The following is a 19,582-nucleotide window of genomic DNA, read 5'->3' on the forward strand; positions in this document are numbered from 1 at the left end:
GAGTAATATAGCGAAACGACTAATCACGAGTGGGAGCGAAAATGCAAAAGATTGTGATCATCGCCAATGGTGCGGCTTATGGTAGCGAATCTTTGTTTAACAGCCTGCGTCTGGCAATAGCCATGCGTGAACAGGAAAGTGATCTTGATTTGCGTCTGTTTTTAATGTCAGACGCCGTTACAGCGGGTCTGCGTGGGCAAAAACCTGCTGAAGGCTACAATATTCAGCAAATGCTGGAGATCCTCACCGCACAAAACGTTCCGGTAAAATTGTGCAAGACTTGCACCGATGGTCGCGGAATTACGAGTCTGCCATTAATCGATGGTGTCGAAGTTGGCACGCTGGTCGAACTGGCACAGTGGACACTGAATGCTGACAAAGTATTAACTTTTTAAATATTTACGGGGCTGAGCTGCCTGGCAGCTGCCCCGTAAAAGTGACGCTGCATCAGGCGAAACCAGGCCGTAGCACGCCATCCGGGAAATTATCCGCCACCAGTTTTCTCACCGACACCAGCAAATCATTGAGGCCGTCGTCCTTCATTCCCAGCTTGTTCAACTCCTGCTCGAGGGCAAACAAATATTGCGCATTTGTGCCAAGTGGCCCACAGGCCGCAGCAATCAATGGGGCAATGACCTGGACGCGAGTGTCCGACTCATACAGCGGATGTCGTGGGTCCATGATAAATACCAGTGCATTTACTGTTCTGCCGTCATCAAGGTCAAGTTGACACCAGGTTGGCAAATAACACCCGGTGATCATTTCGCGTTTCCATAACAGTGTCAGCTCTTGCTCCAGGGAATCCTCTGCTAACCGATAGGCAACACCGGTGGTGCGTCCGCCCTCTTTTAGCGCAAGCATCCGCCCAGGTTGGTGCGCAGTTCCCCGTCCGGCAGTTAACCGCAAACAAAAGGCACGATGCCAGCCAGGTAGTGTGCCTGTGCACGACTCTTCATATTCCAGAGCTGGATTCCACATCAATGATCCATAACCGAAGATCCACACAGCCCCCTCATCAGGGCGACAGGCAAGAGTTGCTGCCAGCGAGGCCGCACGTTGTTCCGCGGACCACAATAGTGATTCTTCAATAGTACCAAATGCCGTTTTGCAATCAGCATTGATTAGGAAATCACGCGTTAACACCTTACACCTCCGCCACTGCGGCTTCCCTGCACGACTTTTTTGACACTTTTTGGATATTTTTGCTGCTTTTCATGAAACCAGTAACAGGACAATATGCAATAAACAGACCCGTTGCAAGGCAACTGCGCACAAATCGTCCAGACGGGTGACAAGGCAATTACGATTTTTTATGCCATTTGTCATCTTCACCTTTTTCATAACTATTTTTCACTGCAGCCCAGGCGACTTTATGCGCGGTTTCTTCACGACTGGCATCATCACGACGGTCATCTTTATCTTTGTATTGGTCCCATGCGCTATTAAAAGCCTCTTTATAGATGTCTTGTGCATGGGCGGGTAATACATGTTTTACACTTTCAGGCAGGTCACTTTTCGTTTTATAAGGCATATCTGTTTCCTCATTAAGCTAAGCCTTAAGCCTGGTCAAGAATATCCAGCCTTGCCAATTATTATCCTCACCGGTGATTGTGTTCAAAAAATAAATCCGATGAAATTAAACCATCAGCAAACGAAATTGTGTTTTTTAGCCATCTGAAGGTAAAAAACAAGCAGTGGGGTAAAATTTCGTAAAATGTTACCGATATCTTGCCATATTCTGTTATTTTCCTGCGCAGAAACTCACATTTACTCTAACACTCATCTGCATAGGGAGAACAATAATGACACAAGCCCATGAGGCGGTGAAAACCCGCCATAAGGAGACCTCTCTCATTTTCCCGGTAGTGGCACTGGCAGTGCTGATGCTATGGGGAAACAGTCAGTCACTACCAGTGGTTATCGGAATAAATGCGCTTGCCCTTATAGGTATTTTAAGCAGTGCATTTAGTGTTGTCCGTCATGCGGACGTATTAGCACACCGTCTTGGCGAGCCCTACGGCTCATTGATTCTGAGTCTTTCGGTTGTCATTCTGGAAGTCAGTTTAATCTCAGCATTAATGGCAACAGGTGATGCTGCCCCGACATTAATGCGCGACACACTTTATTCAATCATCATGATTGTAACCGGCGGTCTTGTCGGATTTTCATTATTGTTGGGCGGACGTAAATTCGCTACGCAATATATGAATTTGTTTGGCATTAAACAGTATCTGATTGCACTTTTTCCGCTGGCAATCATTGTGCTGGTATTTCCAATGGCTTTACCCGGCGCGAATTTCTCAACGGGCCAGGCACTGTTGGTTGCTTTAATTTCTGCGGCCATGTACGGCGTATTTTTGCTGATTCAAACGAAAACGCATCAAAGCCTGTTTGTTTATGAGCATGAAGATGACAGCGATGATGATGATCCGCATCATGGGAAACCGTCAGCACACAGCAGCCTCTGGCATGCTATTTGGCTGATCGTACATCTGATTGCTGTTATTGCCGTCACGAAAATGAATGCCAGTCCGCTGGAAACATTGCTTACCAGCATGAATGCTCCTGTCGCATTTACCGGTTTTTTGGTGGCATTGCTTATTCTTTCGCCTGAAGGGTTGGGCGCTTTAAAAGCAGTCTTGAATAACCAGGTACAACGAGCAATGAATCTGTTCTTTGGCTCCGTGCTGGCGACAATCTCACTGACAGTTCCGGTTGTGACATTAATTGCCTTCTTAACCGGTAATGAGTTGGTGTTTGGTCTGGGCGCACCGGAGATGGTGGTTATGGTGGCATCACTGGTGTTATGCCATATTTCTTTCTCTACCGGGCGTACCAATGTGCTTAATGGCGCGGCGCATTTGGCATTGTTTGCTGCTTATTTAATGACAATTTTCGCCTGATAATTATTCTTCCCCGGTTGAAAATCCGGGGAGGTTACTGATAATCCTTAACTATTTCATTTCTCCAGTCATTCCATGTAGAAAACCTACTGCCACATGGCAAATCAAGGAACTCGCCACTACTGATATCGAAAGCTCTACAGGATAAAAGGTTGCATATTGCCGCAATAAACGGTTCAGGAGGAGTGTTCCCATGAAACATTAGCGTAATTGTTTCACACATCTCTTCATCACCCATATATATTTCTAGAGCAATTTCATCCTCCAACAATAAACACTGTTGATTGCTGACATTCAATTCGGGAAACAATGTGTGTAATTACCTGATGGTTGAATCTCGCTCAAAAGGAACAAAATTGATATTAGCGTCTAAAGGCTCACTGTTTGTATGAGTTTTCATTAACACAATATCCCAGCTCATAACCCCCCTTCTTTCCTTAATAGATTAAAGACCATAATTCCCTTTTCGTTTACTCATCAATACGCGCTACAAAAGTAGTCACCGTATAAGCACTTACTGCTGTCAGAATGGCTCGCCAATAACAGTATTTTGCCTGTACGCGCCAGGTTTAGCGTCACATGCAAAACTTGCAAATACGAAAAAGCCTTACCGCTGATCGATAAGGCTTTTTTGTTTACGCCAAAAATTACTTGCTGGTATCCAGTTCTTCGAAACCTTTCACCAGTTCATCAATTGCTTTCATCTGCTTGAGGAACGGCTCAAGTTTTGCCAACGGCAATGCGGATGGACCATCGCATTTCGCATGTTCCGGATCCGGGTGAGCTTCAATAAACAAACCTGCCAGTCCTACCGCCATACCTGCACGCGCCAGTTCAGTGACCTGCGCACGACGACCGCCAGAAGCAGCACCAAACGGATCACGGCATTGCAGAGCATGAGTAACGTCGAAGATGACCGGAGAATTACCGGAGACTTTCTTCATTACGCTGAAACCGAGCATGTCCACTACCAGGTTGTCATAACCAAAGTTAGCACCACGATCACAAAGAATAACTTTGTCGTTACCGCCTTCTTTGAATTTATCAACAATGTTACCCATCTGGCCTGGACTTACGAACTGCGGTTTTTTAACGTTAATGACAGCGCCGGTTTTCGCCATTGCTTCCACCAGATCGGTCTGGCGGGCAAGAAACGCCGGAAGCTGGATCACGTCAACCACATCAGCAACTGGCTGTGCCTGGCTTGGTTCGTGAACGTCGGTGATAATTTTCACGCCAAAAGTTTGTTTCAGTTCCTGGAAGATTTTCATCCCTTCTTCCAGACCGGGTCCACGATAAGAGTGAATCGAAGAACGGTTGGCTTTATCAAAAGAGGCCTTGAACACATAAGGAATACCGAGTTTTTGAGTCACGGTGACATAGTGTTCACAAATTCGCATTGCCAGATCACGGGATTCCAGCACATTCATACCACCAAACAGTACAAATGGCAGGTCATTCGCCACGTTAATATCGCCAATGCTAACCACTTTTTGTTTCATAGAATCGCCTTAAACTTAGGTAAAATGTCGATTAATTAGTGCAATACAATATGTTTATGCGCGATATTATTGATTTGCGCACGAATCATCTCACTGATTGGGTCTTCCGGACATTGTTCAATGAAATAATTTAAATCATTTAGCGCCACATGCTCACACTCAAGATGAACATAAATCAACCCACGGTCACGAATTTCATACGGATCTTGCGGATTAAACTGCAATAACGCTTCACTGGTGCGCAGTGCCAGCTCCATCTGATCTTCTTCAATTAATGAAGATTTCAGCGTATCGAGCAGTTTGCGAATGACTTCGCTGTTATCGGCTTCATCCAGATCCTCAAAAAAGAGTTCTGAATCCGGGCTGATATTCCCCTTTAACCACACATCAAGCATGTGTTCATCCAGTGTTTCGCCATTAAAAGGGTTGATTAACCACATTTCGCCATCCTGCGATTCAATCCGCAGAATCAACTGAGTAGGGAAAATCACCGGCACCAGCGGTAACCCCAGACGGTTAGCTATCCACAGCAAAATAGCGCCTAAAGAGACTGCACTACCCTGACGTTTGTTCAGGACGCTATCAAGCCACAAAGCATCTGACAGACGATACACACCCTGCGTTTGCCGGAATCCCCATTCGCCATAAAAAAGCGCCAACAGTTTTTCCAGTTGCGCATCCTGCGACAGAAATTCACCAATTTCTTCCTGCGCCAGACTGACCAGACGATTAAGCTCATCGTAGACATAGCAAGAAGGAAAGTCCTTGCGGATATTCTCCGACGCCAGGATCATCCCATCACACAGCGGCGCTTTATTAAATTCGAAATCAGCTAACGATTTCATCTCTTACCCCAGTTACGCAATTTTGCGGTGGCGAGTTTAATGATGATGTACAGCACCACCAGCACCGGTGGGGGCAATTAAGCATTTCCACTGGCTTTGCGCACGATGATAATCATGCGCTTGTAAACCCAAAACTCTTTAAATGATAACCCCAAACTGCGTCTCAGTCAGCCATACAGAGGTTATGGAAATAACACTATGTGCGCTTAAAGCAAACGTCCGAGGGTAATTCGTTCATTACCACCATAATCCCTGCAGGTTTCTACATTACTGTATCCTGCCTGGATAAATGCCTGTCTCACCGCCGTTCCCTGTTGCCAGCCGTGCTCAAGCAATAAATACCCCCCTTTCGCCAGAGCCGCACGGGAGTGCTCAATAATATGCACAATATCCGCCATCCCGTGATCACCCGCAACTAACGCTGTGAGTGGCTCAAAGCGCACGTCACCCTGTTGAAGATGTGGGTCCTGCTCGTCGATATACGGTGGGTTACTGACAATCATCGCAAACTGCTGCCCGGCTAGCGCGCTAAACCAGTCGCTTTGCAGGATGTGGATATTTTTGATTGCCAGATGCTGTGCATTACGTTGTGCCAGAGCGACAGCATCGGGCATACGATCTACAGCGGTAATTTCGCAGTCCGGGCGCTCGCTGGCAAGCGCAAGCGCAATCGCCCCGGTGCCCGTACCGAGATCGAGAATGCGACAAGGTTGTTCAGGTAGGCGCTCCAGTGCCTGTTCCACCAGACATTCGGTGTCCGGGCGCGGAATCAAGGTGGCTGGCGATACAAATAACGGCAGTGACCAGAATTCACGCTGCCCCGTCAAATGGGCGATAGGTTCTCCAGCGCGACGACGCGCCAGTAGCGCGTCAAGTTGCTGAAGTTGTTCATCAGTCAGTTGCGTTTCGCCAAAGGCGAGAATAAAAGTTCGCCCCCTGCCAGTGACATACTCCAATAAGATTTCAGCGTCACGGCGTGGGCTTTCGCTTCCCTGTAATTGGTTAATGGCTTCACGCAGCCAGTGTTGATATTCCATTATTCCTGCTCGGACAACGCCGCCAGTTGGTCGGCCTGATGTTCCTGGATAATCGGTTCAATCAGCATATCCAGCTTACCTTCCATCACTTCATCCAGGCGGTAGAGCGTCAGGTTGATGCGGTGATCGGTAACGCGCCCCTGCGGGAAGTTGTAAGTACGGTTACGGTCGCTGCGATCGCCACTCCCCAGCAGGTTACGGCGAGTAGATGCTTCGGCCTGCTGGCGTTTTGCCATTTCTGCTGCGTGGATGCGAGCACCGAGTACTGAAAGTGCTTTAGCTTTGTTTTTATGTTGTGAACGTTCGTCCTGACATTCAACAACAATCCCGGTCGGCAAGTGGGTAATACGGATTGCCGAATCAGTGGTGTTAACGTGCTGACCACCCGCCCCTGAAGAGCGGAAAGTATCAATACGCAAATCTGCCGGGTTGATGTCTGGCAGTTCTGCGTCAGGCAGCTCTGGCATTACAGCAACGGTACAAGCAGAAGTATGAATACGACCTTGTGATTCAGTGGCCGGAACACGCTGCACACGATGGCCGCCGGATTCAAATTTCAAACGGCCATAGACACCATCACCGCTAATTTTGGCGATGATCTCTTTATAACCGCCATGTTCACCTTCGCTGGCGCTCATGATTTCTACTCGCCAGCGGCGGCCTTCGGCGTACCGGCTGTACATACGGAACAGATCGCCAGCGAACAGCGCCGCTTCGTCGCCGCCGGTTCCGGCACGGACTTCAAGAAAGGCATTACGTTCGTCATCAGGATCTTTTGGCAGTAACAGAACCTGTAATTGCTGTTCCAGTTGCTCGCTTTTTTCTTTAGCTTCGCGCAGTTCATCCTGCGCCATCTCACGCATTTCAGGATCGTCGAGCATCATCTGTGCGGTTTCGATATCTTCCTGAACCTGTTGCCAGTCGGTAAAACAGCGCGAAACATCACTTAACTGCGCATATTCACGAGATAATGCGCGAAAACGTTCCTGGTCAGCGATGGTTTGCGCATCACCCAGCAGCGCCTGAACTTCTTCATGGCGTTCATGCAGGGCTTCCAGTTTGGCAACGATAGAAGGCTTCATAGGCGTAAATGCACCCTGTAAAAAAAAGAAAATGATGAACTGCTACTCCAGCCCGAGGCTGTTGCGCAGAATATTCAGGCGTTCGTTATCCCCGTCACGGGCGGCCTGTTGAAGTGATTTCGTTGGCGCATGGATCAGGCGGTTAGTCAGTTTCCATGCCAGATCCTGCATTATGGCTTGCGCGTCGCCGCCCTGCTCAAGAGCGGCTAATGCTTTGGCGGTCAATTCATCACGGATATGCTCAGCCTGGCTGCGATATTCACGAATGGTTTCGCTGGCACTTTGTGCGCGTAACCAGGACATAAATTCGCTGGTTTCCTGAGCAACAATCGTTTCAGCTTCCACAGCTGCAGCTTTACGCTGGGCCAGGTTATGCGAAATGATGCTTTGCAGATCGTCAACGCTATAAAGATAAGCATTCGCCAGTTTGCCAACTTCCGGCTCTACATCGCGCGGAACGGCTATATCTACCAACAGCATTGGTTGATTGCGACGGCTTTTTAATGCCCGTTCCACCATGCCTTTACCGATGATCGGTAACGGGCTGGCGGTGGAACTAATGATAATATCGGCTTCACGCAGACGTTCGTCGATATCGCTCAGGGCAATCACTTCCGCGCCAACTTCATCTGCCAAAACTTCCGCACGTTCGCGAGTACGGTTGGCGATAATCATCTTCTGTACTTTGTGTTCGCGCAGATGACGAGCCACCAGCTCGATGGTTTCGCCCGCGCCAACCAGCAGTACCGTCACCGTAGAGAGCGATTCAAAGATCTGCCGCGCCAGCGTACAAGCCGCAAAAGCGACAGACACAGCACTGGCACCGATATCGGTTTCAGTGCGAACGCGTTTTGCTACAGAGAAAGATTTCTGGAACATGCGTTCCAGTTCGCTGGCCTTCATATGACCTTTTTGCGAATCGGCAAACGCTTTTTTAACCTGACCGAGGATCTGCGGCTCCCCGAGAACCAGTGAATCCAGACCACTGGCAACACGCATTAAATGGCTGACAGCGTCGTTATCCTGATGCCAGTAGAGGCTTTTACGCAGATCTTCTTCATTAAGATTGTGATAATCGCAAAGCCAGCGGATTAACGCCTCTTGCAGGTTGTCCTGCTCTTCGACGCTAAGATAAAGCTCAGTGCGGTTACACGTCGACAGCACCACACCGCCCTGCACCATCGGCTGCGCGAGCAGGCTGTCCAGCGCCTGATCAAGTTTGTCCGGCGAAAACGATACACGTTCTCGCAGCGATACAGGTGCCGTTTTATGGTTAATACCGAGCGCTAAAAGGGTCATGTCTGCGGGAAATAATACCAACGTTGATAAGGTTAGTCTCGGCGCATCATACCGTATGCGCGAGATCAATAAAAGGGAGCGCCCCCTTTTGGAGTAATTGCCCGAACCCGTTAGATTTCTGCAATTAAGACAACTTGAACATAGACGATGACTAATGGTGACGCTAGCATTAAGGGTTATAACTGCAACGTATCTCAAGGATTTGTCATCATTATGCCCCTGCCTGATTTTCGCCTGATTCGCCTGCTGCCGCTGGCAAGCCTCGTCCTCACAGCTTGTACCATTACTTCCCCGAAAGGTCCTGGTAAAAGCCCGGATTCTCCCCAGTGGCGACAGCATCAGCAAGACGTGCGCAACCTCAATCAATATCAGACGCGCGGCGCGTTCGCTTATATTTCCGACCAGCAGAAAGTGTATGCTCGTTTCTTTTGGCAGCAAACCGGTCAGGATCGTTACCGCTTGTTATTAACGAACCCGCTGGGCAGCACTGAGCTGGAGTTGAATGCTCAGCCTGGCAATGTTCAGTTGGTGGATAATAAGGGTCAGCGCTATACCGCCGATGACGCCGAAGAGATGATTGGTAAACTGACCGGAATGCCCATTCCACTCAACAGCTTACGCCAGTGGATTTTAGGTTTGCCGGGTGATGCGTCTGACTACAAACTGGACGACCAGTACCGGCTTAGCGAAATCACCTACAGCCAGAACGGCAAAAACTGGAAAGTTGTTTACGGTGGTTATGACACCAAAACGCAACCTGCGATGCCTGCCAACATGGAACTTACCGAAGGCGGTCAGCGTATCAAGTTAAAAATGGATAACTGGATAGTGAAATAATGCGGACACAGTGGCCCTCTCCGGCAAAACTTAATCTGTTTTTATACATTACCGGTCAGCGTGCGGACGGTTACCACACGCTGCAAACGCTGTTTCAGTTTCTTGATTACGGCGACACTATCAGCATTGAGCTTCGTGACGATGGGGATATTCGCCTGTTAACGCCTGTTGAAGGTGTGGAACACGAAGATAACCTGATCGTTCGCGCAGCACGGTTGCTGATGAAAACAGCAGCCGCCAGCGGGCGACTTCCAGCGGGAAGCGGTGCGAATATCAGTATTGACAAGCGCTTGCCGATGGGCGGCGGTCTTGGCGGTGGCTCATCCAATGCCGCGACGGTTCTGGTGGCGTTAAATAATCTCTGGCAATGCGGGCTAAGCATGGATGAGCTGGCGGAACTGGGGCTGACGCTGGGCGCAGATGTTCCGGTCTTTGTACGTGGTCATGCCGCGTTTGCAGAAGGTGTGGGTGAAATACTAACGCCGGTGGATCCGCCGGAGAAGTGGTATCTGGTGGCGCACCCTGGTGTAAGTATTCCGACTCCGGTGATTTTTAAAGATCCTGAACTCCCGCGCAATACGCCAAAAAGGTCAATAGAAACGTTGCTAAAATGTGAATTTAGCAATGATTGCGAGGTTATCGCAAGAAAACGTTTTCGCGAGGTTGATGCGGTGCTTTCCTGGCTGTTAGAATACGCCCCGTCGCGCCTGACTGGGACAGGAGCCTGTGTCTTTGCTGAATTTGATACAGAGTCTGAAGCCCGCCAGGTGCTAGAGCAAGCCCCGGAATGGCTCAATGGCTTTGTGGCGAAAGGTGTCAATCTTTCCCCATTGCACAGAGCCATGCTTTAAGCCGGGCAAGCTGAGTTACGGTGACAACGTCACCTTGTTCCAGACGTTGCATCGCGCTCTTTAATACACCGCCTGGAAAGAATATTGCCTGGCCCGCACAGTTTTCGGCAGATTCTTTCCACCAATGGACGCATGCCTGAGGTTCTTCTCGTGCCTGATATGAAGCTTTTTGCTGGTAACGCCACCCCGGAACTAGCACAACGTATTGCCAACCGCCTGTACACTTCACTCGGCGACGCCGCTGTAGGTCGCTTTAGCGACGGCGAAGTCAGTGTACAAATCAACGAAAATGTACGCGGTGGTGATATTTTCATCATCCAGTCCACTTGTGCCCCTACTAACGACAACCTGATGGAATTAGTCGTTATGGTTGATGCCCTGCGTCGTGCTTCCGCAGGTCGTATCACCGCTGTTATCCCCTACTTTGGCTATGCGCGCCAGGACCGTCGCGTCCGTTCCGCTCGTGTACCAATCACTGCGAAAGTGGTTGCAGACTTCCTCTCCAGCGTCGGTGTTGACCGTGTGCTGACAGTGGATCTGCACGCTGAACAGATTCAGGGTTTCTTCGACGTTCCGGTTGATAACGTATTTGGTAGCCCGATCCTGCTGGAGGACATGCTGCAGCTGAATCTGGATAACCCGATTGTGGTTTCTCCGGATATCGGCGGCGTTGTGCGTGCCCGCGCTATCGCTAAGCTGCTGAACGATACCGATATGGCAATCATCGACAAACGTCGTCCGCGTGCGAACGTTTCCCAGGTGATGCATATCATCGGTGACGTTGCAGGTCGTGACTGCGTACTGGTCGATGATATGATCGACACTGGCGGTACGCTGTGTAAAGCTGCAGAAGCTCTGAAAGAACGTGGTGCTAAACGTGTATTTGCGTACGCGACTCACCCGATCTTCTCTGGCAACGCAGCGAACAACCTGCGTAACTCTGTAATTGATGAAGTCGTTGTCTGCGATACCATTCCGCTGAGCGATGAAATCAAATCACTGCCGAACGTGCGTACTCTGACCCTGTCAGGTATGCTGGCCGAAGCGATTCGTCGTATCAGCAACGAAGAATCGATCTCTGCCATGTTCGAACATTAATCGAACCCGGCTCAAAGACCCGCTGCGGCGGGTTTTTTTGTCTGTAATAACCATTTGTATGACCTATGCCTCCTTCACCTGCCATTTAGTTGACAGATGATGCGCTCACGGATGAAACATTATTGTGAACAAAATATTCTCCTCACATGTGATGCCTTTCCGCGCTCTGATCGACGCTTGCTGGAAAGAAAAATATACTGCCGCACGGTTTACCCGTGACCTGATTGCCGGGATTACCGTCGGGATTATTGCGATCCCACTGGCAATGGCTCTGGCAATTGGTAGTGGTGTTGCGCCGCAATACGGTTTGTATACCGCAGCTGTGGCTGGGATTGTCATTGCAATTACGGGCGGTTCACGCTTTAGCGTTTCTGGCCCGACAGCTGCATTTGTGGTGATCCTTTACCCAGTGTCGCAACAGTTTGGCCTTGCAGGATTGCTGGTCGCGACACTCATGTCAGGTGTCTTTTTGATCCTGATGGGGCTGGCACGTTTTGGACGCTTGATTGAATATATTCCGGTTTCCGTTACCTTAGGTTTTACTTCTGGTATCGGGATCACCATCGGTACGATGCAAATTAAAGACTTTCTTGGTCTGCAAATGGCTCATGTACCGGAACATTATCTGCAAAAAGTCGGCGCTCTTTTTATGGCGCTGCCGACCATTAATGTGGGTGATGCTGCCATTGGCATTGTGACGCTTGGCATTCTGGTTTTCTGGCCACGTCTGGGCATTCGTTTACCCGGTCACCTTCCGGCCTTGCTGGCTGGTTGCGCGGTGATGGGGATTGTTAACCTGCTCGGCGGACATGTTGCTACCATCGGTTCGCAATTCCACTACGTTCTGGCCGATGGTTCTCAGGGTAACGGTATTCCGCAACTGCTGCCGCAACTGGTACTGCCGTGGGACCTGCCCAATTCCGAATTTACCCTCACCTGGGACTCCATTCGCACTCTGCTTCCGGCAGCATTTTCGATGGCGATGTTAGGGGCAATTGAATCACTGCTCTGCGCCGTGGTACTGGATGGTATGACAGGAACGAAACACAAAGCGAACAGTGAACTGGTTGGTCAGGGACTGGGGAATATCATCGCCCCATTCTTTGGTGGTATTACCGCTACAGCTGCCATCGCGCGTTCTGCCGCTAACGTCCGTGCCGGGGCAACTTCCCCTATCTCGGCGGTGATTCACTCTATTCTGGTTATTCTTGCCCTGCTGGTACTGGCACCGCTGCTCTCCTGGCTACCACTTTCCGCTATGGCTGCCCTGTTATTGATGGTGGCGTGGAACATGAGTGAAGCGCATAAAGTGGTCGATTTGCTTCGTCATGCGCCAAAAGATGACATTATTGTCATGTTGATGTGTATGTCTCTCACTGTGCTGTTCGATATGGTGATCGCAATCAGCGTGGGAATTGTACTCGCATCACTGCTGTTTATGCGCCGCATTGCGCGTATGACACGTCTGGCTCCGGTTAACGTAGAAGTGCCTGATGATGTTCTGGTGTTACGTGTCATTGGTCCGCTGTTCTTTGCCGCAGCAGAAGGTCTGTTTACCGACCTTGAATCACGTATCGAAGGAAAACGTATCGTGGTTCTGAAGTGGGATGCCGTGCCGGTGTTAGATGCTGGCGGCCTTGATGCCTTCCAGCGTTTTGTAAAGCGTCTGCCTGAAGGTTGTGAATTGCGCGTGAGCAATGTGGAATTCCAGCCGTTACGTACTATGGCTCGTTCAGGTATCAAACCGATCCCTGGCCGTCTGACTTTTTATCCAAACCGTACTGCTGCACTGGCAGATTTAGACCTGCCTGACAATAAATAGGCATAAAAACGGCCAGTCAGCAATAAAGCGACTGGCCGTTTTTACAAATCAAGATGTTAGCTCGGGCGACGATTATCATTACGACGGCAACGTTTATCATAATGCCGTACCCACCAGTAACGGTCGCACACCTGTTCATGCCCGCCAACACGGGCACCCGCCAGCCAGAGAATGGCACCGACGAAAATACTTAATACCGCTCCATGGGCAAAAAATTGTGGCAGGTTAAATTGGGGAAGTTGGTTTAAAATTGAATAGCCTACTCCTCCTACCATTACCACCAGACCCAACCCCATAAGAACGTTACCGAGTAACGAAGCGTTTTTGCGTTTCATATGTCACCTCCGGAACTTTTGGGCTGCTAAAGGGATACCCTCAATCCTTATGTGTAAAGTATAGACAACACCCCAGGATATATGTGCGGGGATGATCACAAATACAACCGCTTTTTCAACAAATCTTTACAAATAACAGCATGAAGTGCTTAGCCTTTCAATTGTCCACTCATGCAATTATTCATTTGTAATGGTAAAGATGCTCTTTTTTGTCAACCGCGGCGACAGACAGTAAACTACGCGCCAGTTAGATAAACACTCAGGACAAATAACGTGACGATTAAATTGATTGTCGGTCTGGCGAACCCCGGCGCGGAATATGCGGCAACACGCCATAATGCAGGCGCATGGTACGTCGATTTTCTGGCTGAACGGTTGCGCGCACCTTTGCGTGAGGAGCCAAAATTTTTCGGTTATACCTCCAGAATTAATCTTGAAGGCGAAGATGTTCGCCTGTTAGTACCGACCACATTTATGAATCTGAGCGGTAAAGCTGTCGCCGCAATGGCCAGCTTCTATCGCATTAATCCTGATGAGATCCTGGTCGCACACGACGAGCTTGATTTGCCGCCGGGCGTGGCAAAATTTAAGCTTGGTGGCGGTCATGGTGGGCATAATGGCCTTAAAGATATCATCAGTAAATTAGGGAATAACCCCAATTTTCACCGTTTACGTATCGGAATCGGGCACCCAGGGGATAAAAATAAAGTTGTTGGCTTTGTGTTGGGCAAACCGCCAGTAACAGAACAAAAGCTAATTGATGAGGCGATTGACGAAGCGGCTCGTTGCACGGAAGTGTGGTTTAAAGAGGGTTTAGCGAAAGCAACCAGTCGTCTGCACACCTTTAAAGCCCAATAAGCAGGGATCGGCGGCATTTTTGTCGTCTGCCGTGTATAATAGGCAGAGTTATTTCCATTTCTACAATCTGTTTTACATAACAGATTGATTATTAAGATATTAAGGTGATTTAAATCATGGGATTCAAATGCGGTATCGTCGGTTTGCCCAACGTCGGGAAATCCACCCTGTTCAACGCGCTGACCAAAGCCGGTATTGAAGCGGCCAACTTTCCATTCTGCACCATCGAGCCGAACACAGGCGTCGTGCCAATGCCCGATCCACGTCTGGACCAACTGGCTGAGATCGTAAAACCGCAGCGTACGCTTCCCACCACCATGGAGTTTGTTGATATTGCGGGTCTGGTGAAAGGCGCGTCGAAAGGTGAAGGTCTGGGTAACCAGTTCCTGACAAACATCCGTGAAACTGAAGCGATTGGCCACGTTGTGCGTTGCTTTGAAAATGACAACATCATCCACGTCTCCGGCAAAGTTAACCCGGCAGATGATATTGAGGTTATCAATACCGAACTGGCGCTGGCAGACCTTGACACCTGTGAGCGTGCAATTCATCGTGTGCAGAAGAAAGCCAAAGGTGGCGATAAAGACGCTAAAGCAGAACTGGCAGTGCTGGAAAAATGCCTGCCACAACTGGAAAACGCTGGCATGCTGCGCGCACTGGATCTGAGTGCGGAAGAAAAAGCCGCTATCCGCTATCTGAGCTTCCTGACGCTGAAACCAACAATGTACATTGCTAACGTCAATGAAGATGGTTTCGAAAACAACCCGTATCTCGATCAGGTTCGTGAAATTGCGGCTAAAGAAGGTTCTGTGGTTGTTCCGGTATGTGCTGCTGTCGAAGCCGATATCGCAGAGCTTGACGACGAAGAACGTGAAGAGTTTATGCAGGAACTGGGTCTGGAAGAACCGGGGCTAAACCGCGTGATCCGTGCCGGATACAAGCTGCTGAATCTGCAAACTTACTTTACCGCAGGTGTTAAGGAAGTGCGTGCATGGACCATTCCGGTGGGAGCGACGGCTCCGCAAGCAGCCGGTAAAATCCATACCGATTTTGAGAAAGGTTTTATCCGCGCACAGACGATCTCTTTTGAAGATTTCATCACCTATAAAGGTGAGCAGGGCGCGAAAGAAGCCGGGAAAATGCGTGCAGAAGGTAAAGATTACATCGTTAAAGATGGCGATGTAATGAACTTCCTGTTTAACGTTTAAACGTTCTCGCCTTTCAATCTACTGAAAAATCCACGCCAGGCGTGGATTTTTTTATATCTCATACTTGCCGAATTTCTTTTGGTTAATCACCCTGTCTCGCAAAATCGCAACTGATTAATACAAATAACCAGATCATGAACTAAGGTTTTCTGATTGATGCCGCTTTATTCGGTATTCCACGAAGGAGAATCATTCATGAAAACACCTGCACATCGCGCCCATGCCACACTACCCGGAGCTTTAAAAACGGTTACCACTGCCCTACTCCTGAGTCTTGCCAGCCAGGCCGCGAACGCAGAGGAACTCGCTGATACGCCTTTGCAACCACCAGATATTCTGTTAGGGCCGCTGTTCAACGATGTTCAGAGTGCAAAACTCTTCCCGGATCAGAAAACCTTTGCCGATGCAGTGCCAAAAAGCGATCCATTGATGATTCTGGCAGATTACCGGATGCAACGTAATCAAAGCGGTTTTGATTTACGCCATTTTGTCAGCGTTAACTTTATTCTGCCAAAAGAAGGCGAAAAATATGTTCCTCCTGCGGGCCAATCACTACGTGAGCATATTGATGGCTTGTGGCCTGTACTAACCCGCACTACAGAGCGCACTGATAAATGGGATTCGTTGTTACCGTTACCGGAACCTTATGTTGTGCCTGGTGGACGCTTTCGCGAGGTTTATTACTGGGACAGTTATTTCACCATGTTAGGGCTTGCCGAGAGTGGACACTGGGATAAAGTTGCAGACATGGTGGCGAATTTTGTCTGGGAAATCGATACCTTTGGTCATATCCCTAATGGCAACCGCAGTTATTACCTGAGCCGCTCACAACCACCCTTTTTCGCGTTTATGGTGGAGCTTCTGGCGCAAAACAAAGGGGATGATGCGCTGAAGCAATATCTGCCGCAGTTGCAAAAAGAGTATGCATACTGGATGGAAGGTACTGAGGATCTACAGCCAGGTGGACAAAATAAACGTGTAGTAAAACTGGAAGACGGCACTATTTTGAATCGATATTGGGATGATCGCGACACTCCACGCCCGGAATCCTGGAACGAAGATATTACGACCGCTAAAAGTAACCCTTCCCGCCCGGCCACTGAAATTTATCGTGATCTGCGTTCAGCCGCAGCTTCCGGTTGGGATTTCAGTTCCCGCTGGATGGATAATCCACAACAACTGAGCACGATTCGTACTACCAGCATTGTTCCGGTCGATCTCAACGCCTTGTTATATAAGATGGAGAAGATACTTGCGCGTGCCAGCAAAGCTTCAGGTGATGAGGCGATGGCGAGTCAGTATGAAAATCTGGCAACGGCGCGTCAGAAAGCCATTGAGCACTATTTATGGAACGACAAAGAAGGTTGGTACGCCGACTACGATCTAAAAAGCCACAAAGTCCGTAATCAACTTACTGCGGCAGCTCTCTTTCCACTTTATGTCAACGCAGCGGGTAAAGACCGTGCAGTAAAAGTCGCTGAGGCGACCAGGGCCCATCTGTTACAGCCTGGTGGCCTTGCTACAACATCAGTAAAAAGTGGTCAACAGTGGGATGCGCCAAACGGCTGGGCGCCATTGCAATGGGTTGCTACTGAAGGTTTGCAAAATTACGGTCAGCAAGATGTAGCGATGGCAGTTACCTGGCGTTTTTTAACCAATGTTCAGCATACCTATGATCGTGATAAAAAACTGGTGGAAAAATATGATGTCAGTACCACCGGTACTGGCGGAGGGGGTGGGGAGTATCCATTACAAGATGGTTTTGGCTGGAGTAATGGTGTCACTCTGAAAATGCTCGATCTGGTATGCCCGAAAGAGAAGCCTTGCGATAACGTTCCCCCGGCACCGGTCACTGAATCAAACATTCAACCGTCGCAAACAGGTACGACGGCTAACTAATTATTTGAACGGCCCCGCAGGGCCGTTTTCAGGTAAGTTATTCCCGTCGCAGGAGGCGAAATACGCCCAGCACCAGGATCGCGCCAACCACCGCGACGAGGAAACTATGCAGGTTAAATCCACTGATGCTGCCGCCAATGCCAAACATGGTCGCCAGCCAGCCGCCGACCACCGCACCGACAATACCGAGAATACAGGTCAGGAAAAATCCCCCGCCATCGCGCCCCGGCATGATCAGCTTGGCGATAACCCCTGCAATCAAACCAAATATAATCCAGGCAATAATTCCCATGTTCAGACCCTCTTTCCAGTGAATCCGGCGCAAGAGGTTCTTGCGTCAGCATTCTAATTATAGGCAACGCCGTGATCTGCGTGGTTTAAGCACAAATCAAAATCAAAATTTCGGGACTGATGACAAACCTATAATGGCCTGATGCACTACATTTATCTGGCCAACTTATCAGATTCAACATATTGAATTTAAGAGATATTACAAACCAGGTAAGACGTTAACGCCGTATCCGTTATAAACATGCGCATTTGGTCACCAATCTTAAATTTCATTCATTGGTATTAACTTTTTCCCGCTGCTGCCGATAACCCAAGGACAGTCTGTCAGACAACCAGGAGTTTTTCCGCGTGAGTCATTACCATGAGCAGTTCCTGAAGAGTAATCCGTTAGCCGTTCTCGGTGTACTGCGTGATCTACACAAAGCCCAGGTACCGCTGCGTATTTCGTGGAACTCCGGGCAATTCATCAGCAAAATTCTACTGGTGACGCCTGATACGTTGATTATGGATTTTGGTAGTCAGGTGGCAGAAAATATCGCCGTTAAAAATGCGCAAAATATAACGATCACGGCGGAAACTCAGGGCGCTAAAGTAGAGTTTATGCTGGAAACATTACCTGACGGTGAATATCAGCAACTTCCCGCATTTATCAGTCCTTTGCCGCAATCATTATGGTTTGTCCAGCGAAGAAAATATTTCCGTATTTCCGCGCCTCTTCATCCTCCTTATTACTGCACAGCACAATTACCTGATAATTCGAAGTTACGTTGTCGACTGTACGATCTTTCGCTGGGGGGAATGGGCGTATTACTGGAGACTGCGCCACCCGAAAACTTGCAGGAAGGAATGCAATTTTCGCATATGGAGGTCAATATGGGGCAATGGGGTATTTTCCATTTTGACGCTCAGCTTTTGTCGATAAGTGAACGCGTTATCGTCGCCAGTAAAAATGAGACCGTCACCACTCCCCGCCTTAGCTTTCGTTTTCTCAACGTCTGCCCGGCGATGGAGCGGGAATTACAGCGGATTATATTTTCCCTTGAACGGGAAGAGCGCGAACGCGCCAGTAAAGTGCGTAACTAAGTACCAGGACGCTACATTTCATCCAGCGCGCGTTGCAGTTTCCAGATGTAACGCGGCGCCTGAGGTGCCGGATGATTTTTTGCCACATGGTCAAAAAACTCATCTGCGCTCAGATCATTGATTTTAGTGATCGCCTTTTTGCGATCAGATGAAAAGGTCCGTAGCAATGCCCCCGCACCGTTGGCATAGGAGACCACCAGCGCATATTGTAATACCTGCGGATCTTTAATCCCGGCAAGGGGGCCGGTTTCCAGAATGTTCAAATAAGCTGCCCCCATGGAGATGTTTCGCTCCGGGTTTTTTAGCTCACTGGTCGTCGGTTCACCACTCCAGCCCATGCGGCGATAAACATCACGACCGGATGTTGAGGCTTTGAGTTGCATCAGGCCAACAGCATTCGATTTACTGACTGCGTTAGGATTACCGCCAGACTCAATGGCAATAATCGCAGTAATTAACTGCGGATCGACATTCCAGGCCGCTCCGGCCTTTTGGCTTATCGGCATCCACTGCATTGCGCGCTGTACCGGGACTTTGGCATTCCATGGAGGATTTTCATAATCTCTCTTCGTCGCACAACCAGCGAGTAACACAACTAAAAAGGCAAACCATCTCAATTTCACTTCGTCTAT

The 19,582-nt window shown here is 49.1% G+C and carries 20 protein-coding genes; 10 read left to right on the plus strand and 10 right to left on the minus strand.

The window, feature by feature from the left end:
• Positions 1 to 41 precede the first annotated feature (41 nt).
• Entirely contained in the window at positions 42 to 395 is a 354-nt protein-coding gene (locus K0335_RS03740) for a DsrE/DsrF/TusD sulfur relay family protein (protein ID WP_001169657.1), read from the plus strand.
• A 52-nt stretch (positions 396 to 447) separates the two neighbouring features.
• On the opposite strand, the gene K0335_RS03745 is transcribed toward K0335_RS03740, so the two are convergent.
• Positions 448 to 1,143: a gamma-glutamylcyclotransferase gene (locus K0335_RS03745; RefSeq protein WP_104920556.1), complete on the minus strand. Its 696-nt coding sequence runs from the start codon at positions 1,141 to 1,143 to the stop codon at positions 448 to 450.
• A gap of 157 nt (positions 1,144 to 1,300) precedes the next feature.
• Positions 1,301 to 1,531 carry a putative cation transport regulator ChaB gene (gene chaB / locus K0335_RS03750; protein WP_001146439.1) on the minus strand — a complete coding sequence of 77 codons (231 nt, stop codon included), beginning with the start codon at positions 1,529 to 1,531 and terminating at the stop codon, positions 1,301 to 1,303.
• A 271-nt stretch (positions 1,532 to 1,802) separates the two neighbouring features.
• Between chaB and chaA the strand changes: the two genes are divergently transcribed.
• The gene (gene chaA / locus K0335_RS03755) at positions 1,803 to 2,903 is read left to right on the plus strand and encodes a sodium-potassium/proton antiporter ChaA (protein WP_000189418.1); all 1,101 of its coding nucleotides are present in this window, start codon (positions 1,803 to 1,805) and stop codon (positions 2,901 to 2,903) included.
• Between the two features lie 647 nt (positions 2,904 to 3,550).
• On the opposite strand, the gene kdsA is transcribed toward chaA, so the two are convergent.
• The 5 genes from kdsA to hemA all read right to left on the minus strand — a co-directional run bounded on the left by kdsA (position 3,551) and on the right by hemA (position 8,668).
• Positions 3,551 to 4,405: a 3-deoxy-8-phosphooctulonate synthase gene (kdsA, locus tag K0335_RS03760; RefSeq protein ID WP_000811059.1), complete on the minus strand. Its 855-nt coding sequence runs from the start codon at positions 4,403 to 4,405 to the stop codon at positions 3,551 to 3,553.
• A 35-nt stretch (positions 4,406 to 4,440) separates the two neighbouring features.
• The gene (gene sirB1 / locus K0335_RS03765; protein WP_000838071.1) at positions 4,441 to 5,250 is read right to left on the minus strand and encodes an invasion regulator SirB1; all 810 of its coding nucleotides are present in this window, start codon (positions 5,248 to 5,250) and stop codon (positions 4,441 to 4,443) included.
• Positions 5,251 to 5,456: 206 nt separating this feature from the next.
• The gene (prmC, locus tag K0335_RS03770; protein ID WP_000456441.1) at positions 5,457 to 6,287 is read right to left on the minus strand and encodes a peptide chain release factor N(5)-glutamine methyltransferase; all 831 of its coding nucleotides are present in this window, start codon (positions 6,285 to 6,287) and stop codon (positions 5,457 to 5,459) included.
• Positions 6,287 to 7,369, minus strand: coding sequence for a peptide chain release factor 1 (gene prfA / locus K0335_RS03775; RefSeq protein WP_000804733.1), 1,083 nt, complete (start codon positions 7,367 to 7,369; stop codon positions 6,287 to 6,289). Before prfA ends, prmC begins: the two co-directional genes overlap by 1 nt.
• Positions 7,370 to 7,411: 42 nt before the next feature.
• On the minus strand, positions 7,412 to 8,668 hold the full coding sequence (gene hemA, locus K0335_RS03780) for a glutamyl-tRNA reductase (RefSeq protein WP_002431515.1): 1,257 nt from the start codon (positions 8,666 to 8,668) through the stop codon (positions 7,412 to 7,414).
• Positions 8,669 to 8,881: 213 nt separating this feature from the next.
• Between hemA and lolB the strand changes: the two genes are divergently transcribed.
• The 4 genes from lolB (at position 8,882) to dauA (ending at position 13,276) form a co-directional block, all read left to right on the plus strand.
• Positions 8,882 to 9,505, plus strand: a complete 624-nt coding sequence (gene lolB, locus K0335_RS03785; RefSeq protein ID WP_104920524.1) for a lipoprotein insertase outer membrane protein LolB — start codon at positions 8,882 to 8,884, stop codon at positions 9,503 to 9,505.
• The gene (ispE, locus tag K0335_RS03790; RefSeq protein ID WP_001260317.1) at positions 9,505 to 10,356 is read left to right on the plus strand and encodes a 4-(cytidine 5'-diphospho)-2-C-methyl-D-erythritol kinase; all 852 of its coding nucleotides are present in this window, start codon (positions 9,505 to 9,507) and stop codon (positions 10,354 to 10,356) included. The genes lolB and ispE overlap by 1 nt, the downstream gene beginning before the upstream one ends.
• Positions 10,357 to 10,506: 150 nt before the next feature.
• Entirely contained in the window at positions 10,507 to 11,454 is a 948-nt protein-coding gene (prs, locus tag K0335_RS03795) for a ribose-phosphate diphosphokinase (protein ID WP_001298109.1), read from the plus strand.
• 124 nt (positions 11,455 to 11,578) lie between these two features.
• Complete coding sequence (gene dauA / locus K0335_RS03800) at positions 11,579 to 13,276, plus strand: C4-dicarboxylic acid transporter DauA (protein WP_001033328.1); 1,698 nt, start codon at positions 11,579 to 11,581, stop codon at positions 13,274 to 13,276.
• A 56-nt stretch (positions 13,277 to 13,332) separates the two neighbouring features.
• Here the strand turns inward: dauA and ychH are convergent, their stop codons facing one another.
• Positions 13,333 to 13,611 carry a stress-induced protein YchH gene (ychH, locus tag K0335_RS03805; protein WP_000823881.1) on the minus strand — a complete coding sequence of 93 codons (279 nt, stop codon included), beginning with the start codon at positions 13,609 to 13,611 and terminating at the stop codon, positions 13,333 to 13,335.
• 273 nt (positions 13,612 to 13,884) lie between these two features.
• Here ychH and pth point away from each other — a divergent pair, with 273 nt between their 5' ends.
• The 3 genes from pth (at position 13,885) to K0335_RS03820 (ending at position 17,576) form a co-directional block, all read left to right on the plus strand.
• A complete protein-coding gene (pth, locus tag K0335_RS03810; RefSeq protein ID WP_000152953.1) occupies positions 13,885 to 14,469 on the plus strand; it encodes an aminoacyl-tRNA hydrolase in 585 nt (194 codons plus the stop codon).
• A 116-nt stretch (positions 14,470 to 14,585) separates the two neighbouring features.
• Positions 14,586 to 15,677 carry a redox-regulated ATPase YchF gene (gene ychF / locus K0335_RS03815; RefSeq protein WP_000505868.1) on the plus strand — a complete coding sequence of 364 codons (1,092 nt, stop codon included), beginning with the start codon at positions 14,586 to 14,588 and terminating at the stop codon, positions 15,675 to 15,677.
• A gap of 195 nt (positions 15,678 to 15,872) precedes the next feature.
• Positions 15,873 to 17,576 (plus strand): alpha,alpha-trehalase, encoded by a 1,704-nt coding sequence (locus K0335_RS03820; protein WP_219393733.1) that lies wholly within the window; start codon positions 15,873 to 15,875, stop codon positions 17,574 to 17,576.
• A 37-nt stretch (positions 17,577 to 17,613) separates the two neighbouring features.
• Here K0335_RS03820 and K0335_RS03825 read toward each other — a convergent pair whose 3' ends face one another.
• Entirely contained in the window at positions 17,614 to 17,868 is a 255-nt protein-coding gene (locus tag K0335_RS03825) for a GlsB/YeaQ/YmgE family stress response membrane protein (protein WP_002431512.1), read from the minus strand.
• 347 nt (positions 17,869 to 18,215) lie between these two features.
• On the opposite strand from K0335_RS03825, the gene K0335_RS03830 reads away from it, so the two are divergent.
• Positions 18,216 to 18,950 carry a flagellar brake protein gene (locus K0335_RS03830; RefSeq protein ID WP_000020184.1) on the plus strand — a complete coding sequence of 245 codons (735 nt, stop codon included), beginning with the start codon at positions 18,216 to 18,218 and terminating at the stop codon, positions 18,948 to 18,950.
• Positions 18,951 to 18,961: 11 nt separating this feature from the next.
• On the opposite strand, the gene emtA is transcribed toward K0335_RS03830, so the two are convergent.
• Positions 18,962 to 19,573: a membrane-bound lytic murein transglycosylase EmtA gene (gene emtA / locus K0335_RS03835; protein WP_002431511.1), complete on the minus strand. Its 612-nt coding sequence runs from the start codon at positions 19,571 to 19,573 to the stop codon at positions 18,962 to 18,964.
• Positions 19,574 to 19,582: the final 9 nt, after the last annotated feature.

This window comes from Escherichia sp. GZ89, assembly GCF_019366485.1.
GTDB lineage: Bacteria > Pseudomonadota > Gammaproteobacteria > Enterobacterales > Enterobacteriaceae > Escherichia > Escherichia fergusonii.

Bases quoted from the DNA above. Each gene is read 5' to 3' on its own strand.
- prfA (WP_000804733.1), bottom strand. From the start codon at position 7,369: ATGAAGCCTTCTATCGTTGCCAAACTGGAAGCCCTGCATGAACGCCAT.
- K0335_RS03820 (WP_219393733.1), top strand. From the start codon at position 15,873: ATGAAAACACCTGCACATCGCGCCCATGCCACACTACCCGGAGCTTTA.
- lolB (WP_104920524.1), top strand. From the start codon at position 8,882: ATGCCCCTGCCTGATTTTCGCCTGATTCGCCTGCTGCCGCTGGCAAGC.
- K0335_RS03740 (WP_001169657.1), top strand. From the start codon at position 42: ATGCAAAAGATTGTGATCATCGCCAATGGTGCGGCTTATGGTAGCGAA.
- sirB1 (WP_000838071.1), bottom strand. From the start codon at position 5,250: ATGAAATCGTTAGCTGATTTCGAATTTAATAAAGCGCCGCTGTGTGAT.
- ychF (WP_000505868.1), top strand. From the start codon at position 14,586: ATGGGATTCAAATGCGGTATCGTCGGTTTGCCCAACGTCGGGAAATCC.
- chaB (WP_001146439.1), bottom strand. From the start codon at position 1,531: ATGCCTTATAAAACGAAAAGTGACCTGCCTGAAAGTGTAAAACATGTA.
- hemA (WP_002431515.1), bottom strand. From the start codon at position 8,668: ATGACCCTTTTAGCGCTCGGTATTAACCATAAAACGGCACCTGTATCG.
- ispE (WP_001260317.1), top strand. From the start codon at position 9,505: ATGCGGACACAGTGGCCCTCTCCGGCAAAACTTAATCTGTTTTTATAC.
- K0335_RS03825 (WP_002431512.1), bottom strand. From the start codon at position 17,868: ATGGGAATTATTGCCTGGATTATATTTGGTTTGATTGCAGGGGTTATC.
- chaA (WP_000189418.1), top strand. From the start codon at position 1,803: ATGACACAAGCCCATGAGGCGGTGAAAACCCGCCATAAGGAGACCTCT.
- prmC (WP_000456441.1), bottom strand. From the start codon at position 6,287: ATGGAATATCAACACTGGCTGCGTGAAGCCATTAACCAATTACAGGGA.
- kdsA (WP_000811059.1), bottom strand. From the start codon at position 4,405: ATGAAACAAAAAGTGGTTAGCATTGGCGATATTAACGTGGCGAATGAC.
- ychH (WP_000823881.1), bottom strand. From the start codon at position 13,611: ATGAAACGCAAAAACGCTTCGTTACTCGGTAACGTTCTTATGGGGTTG.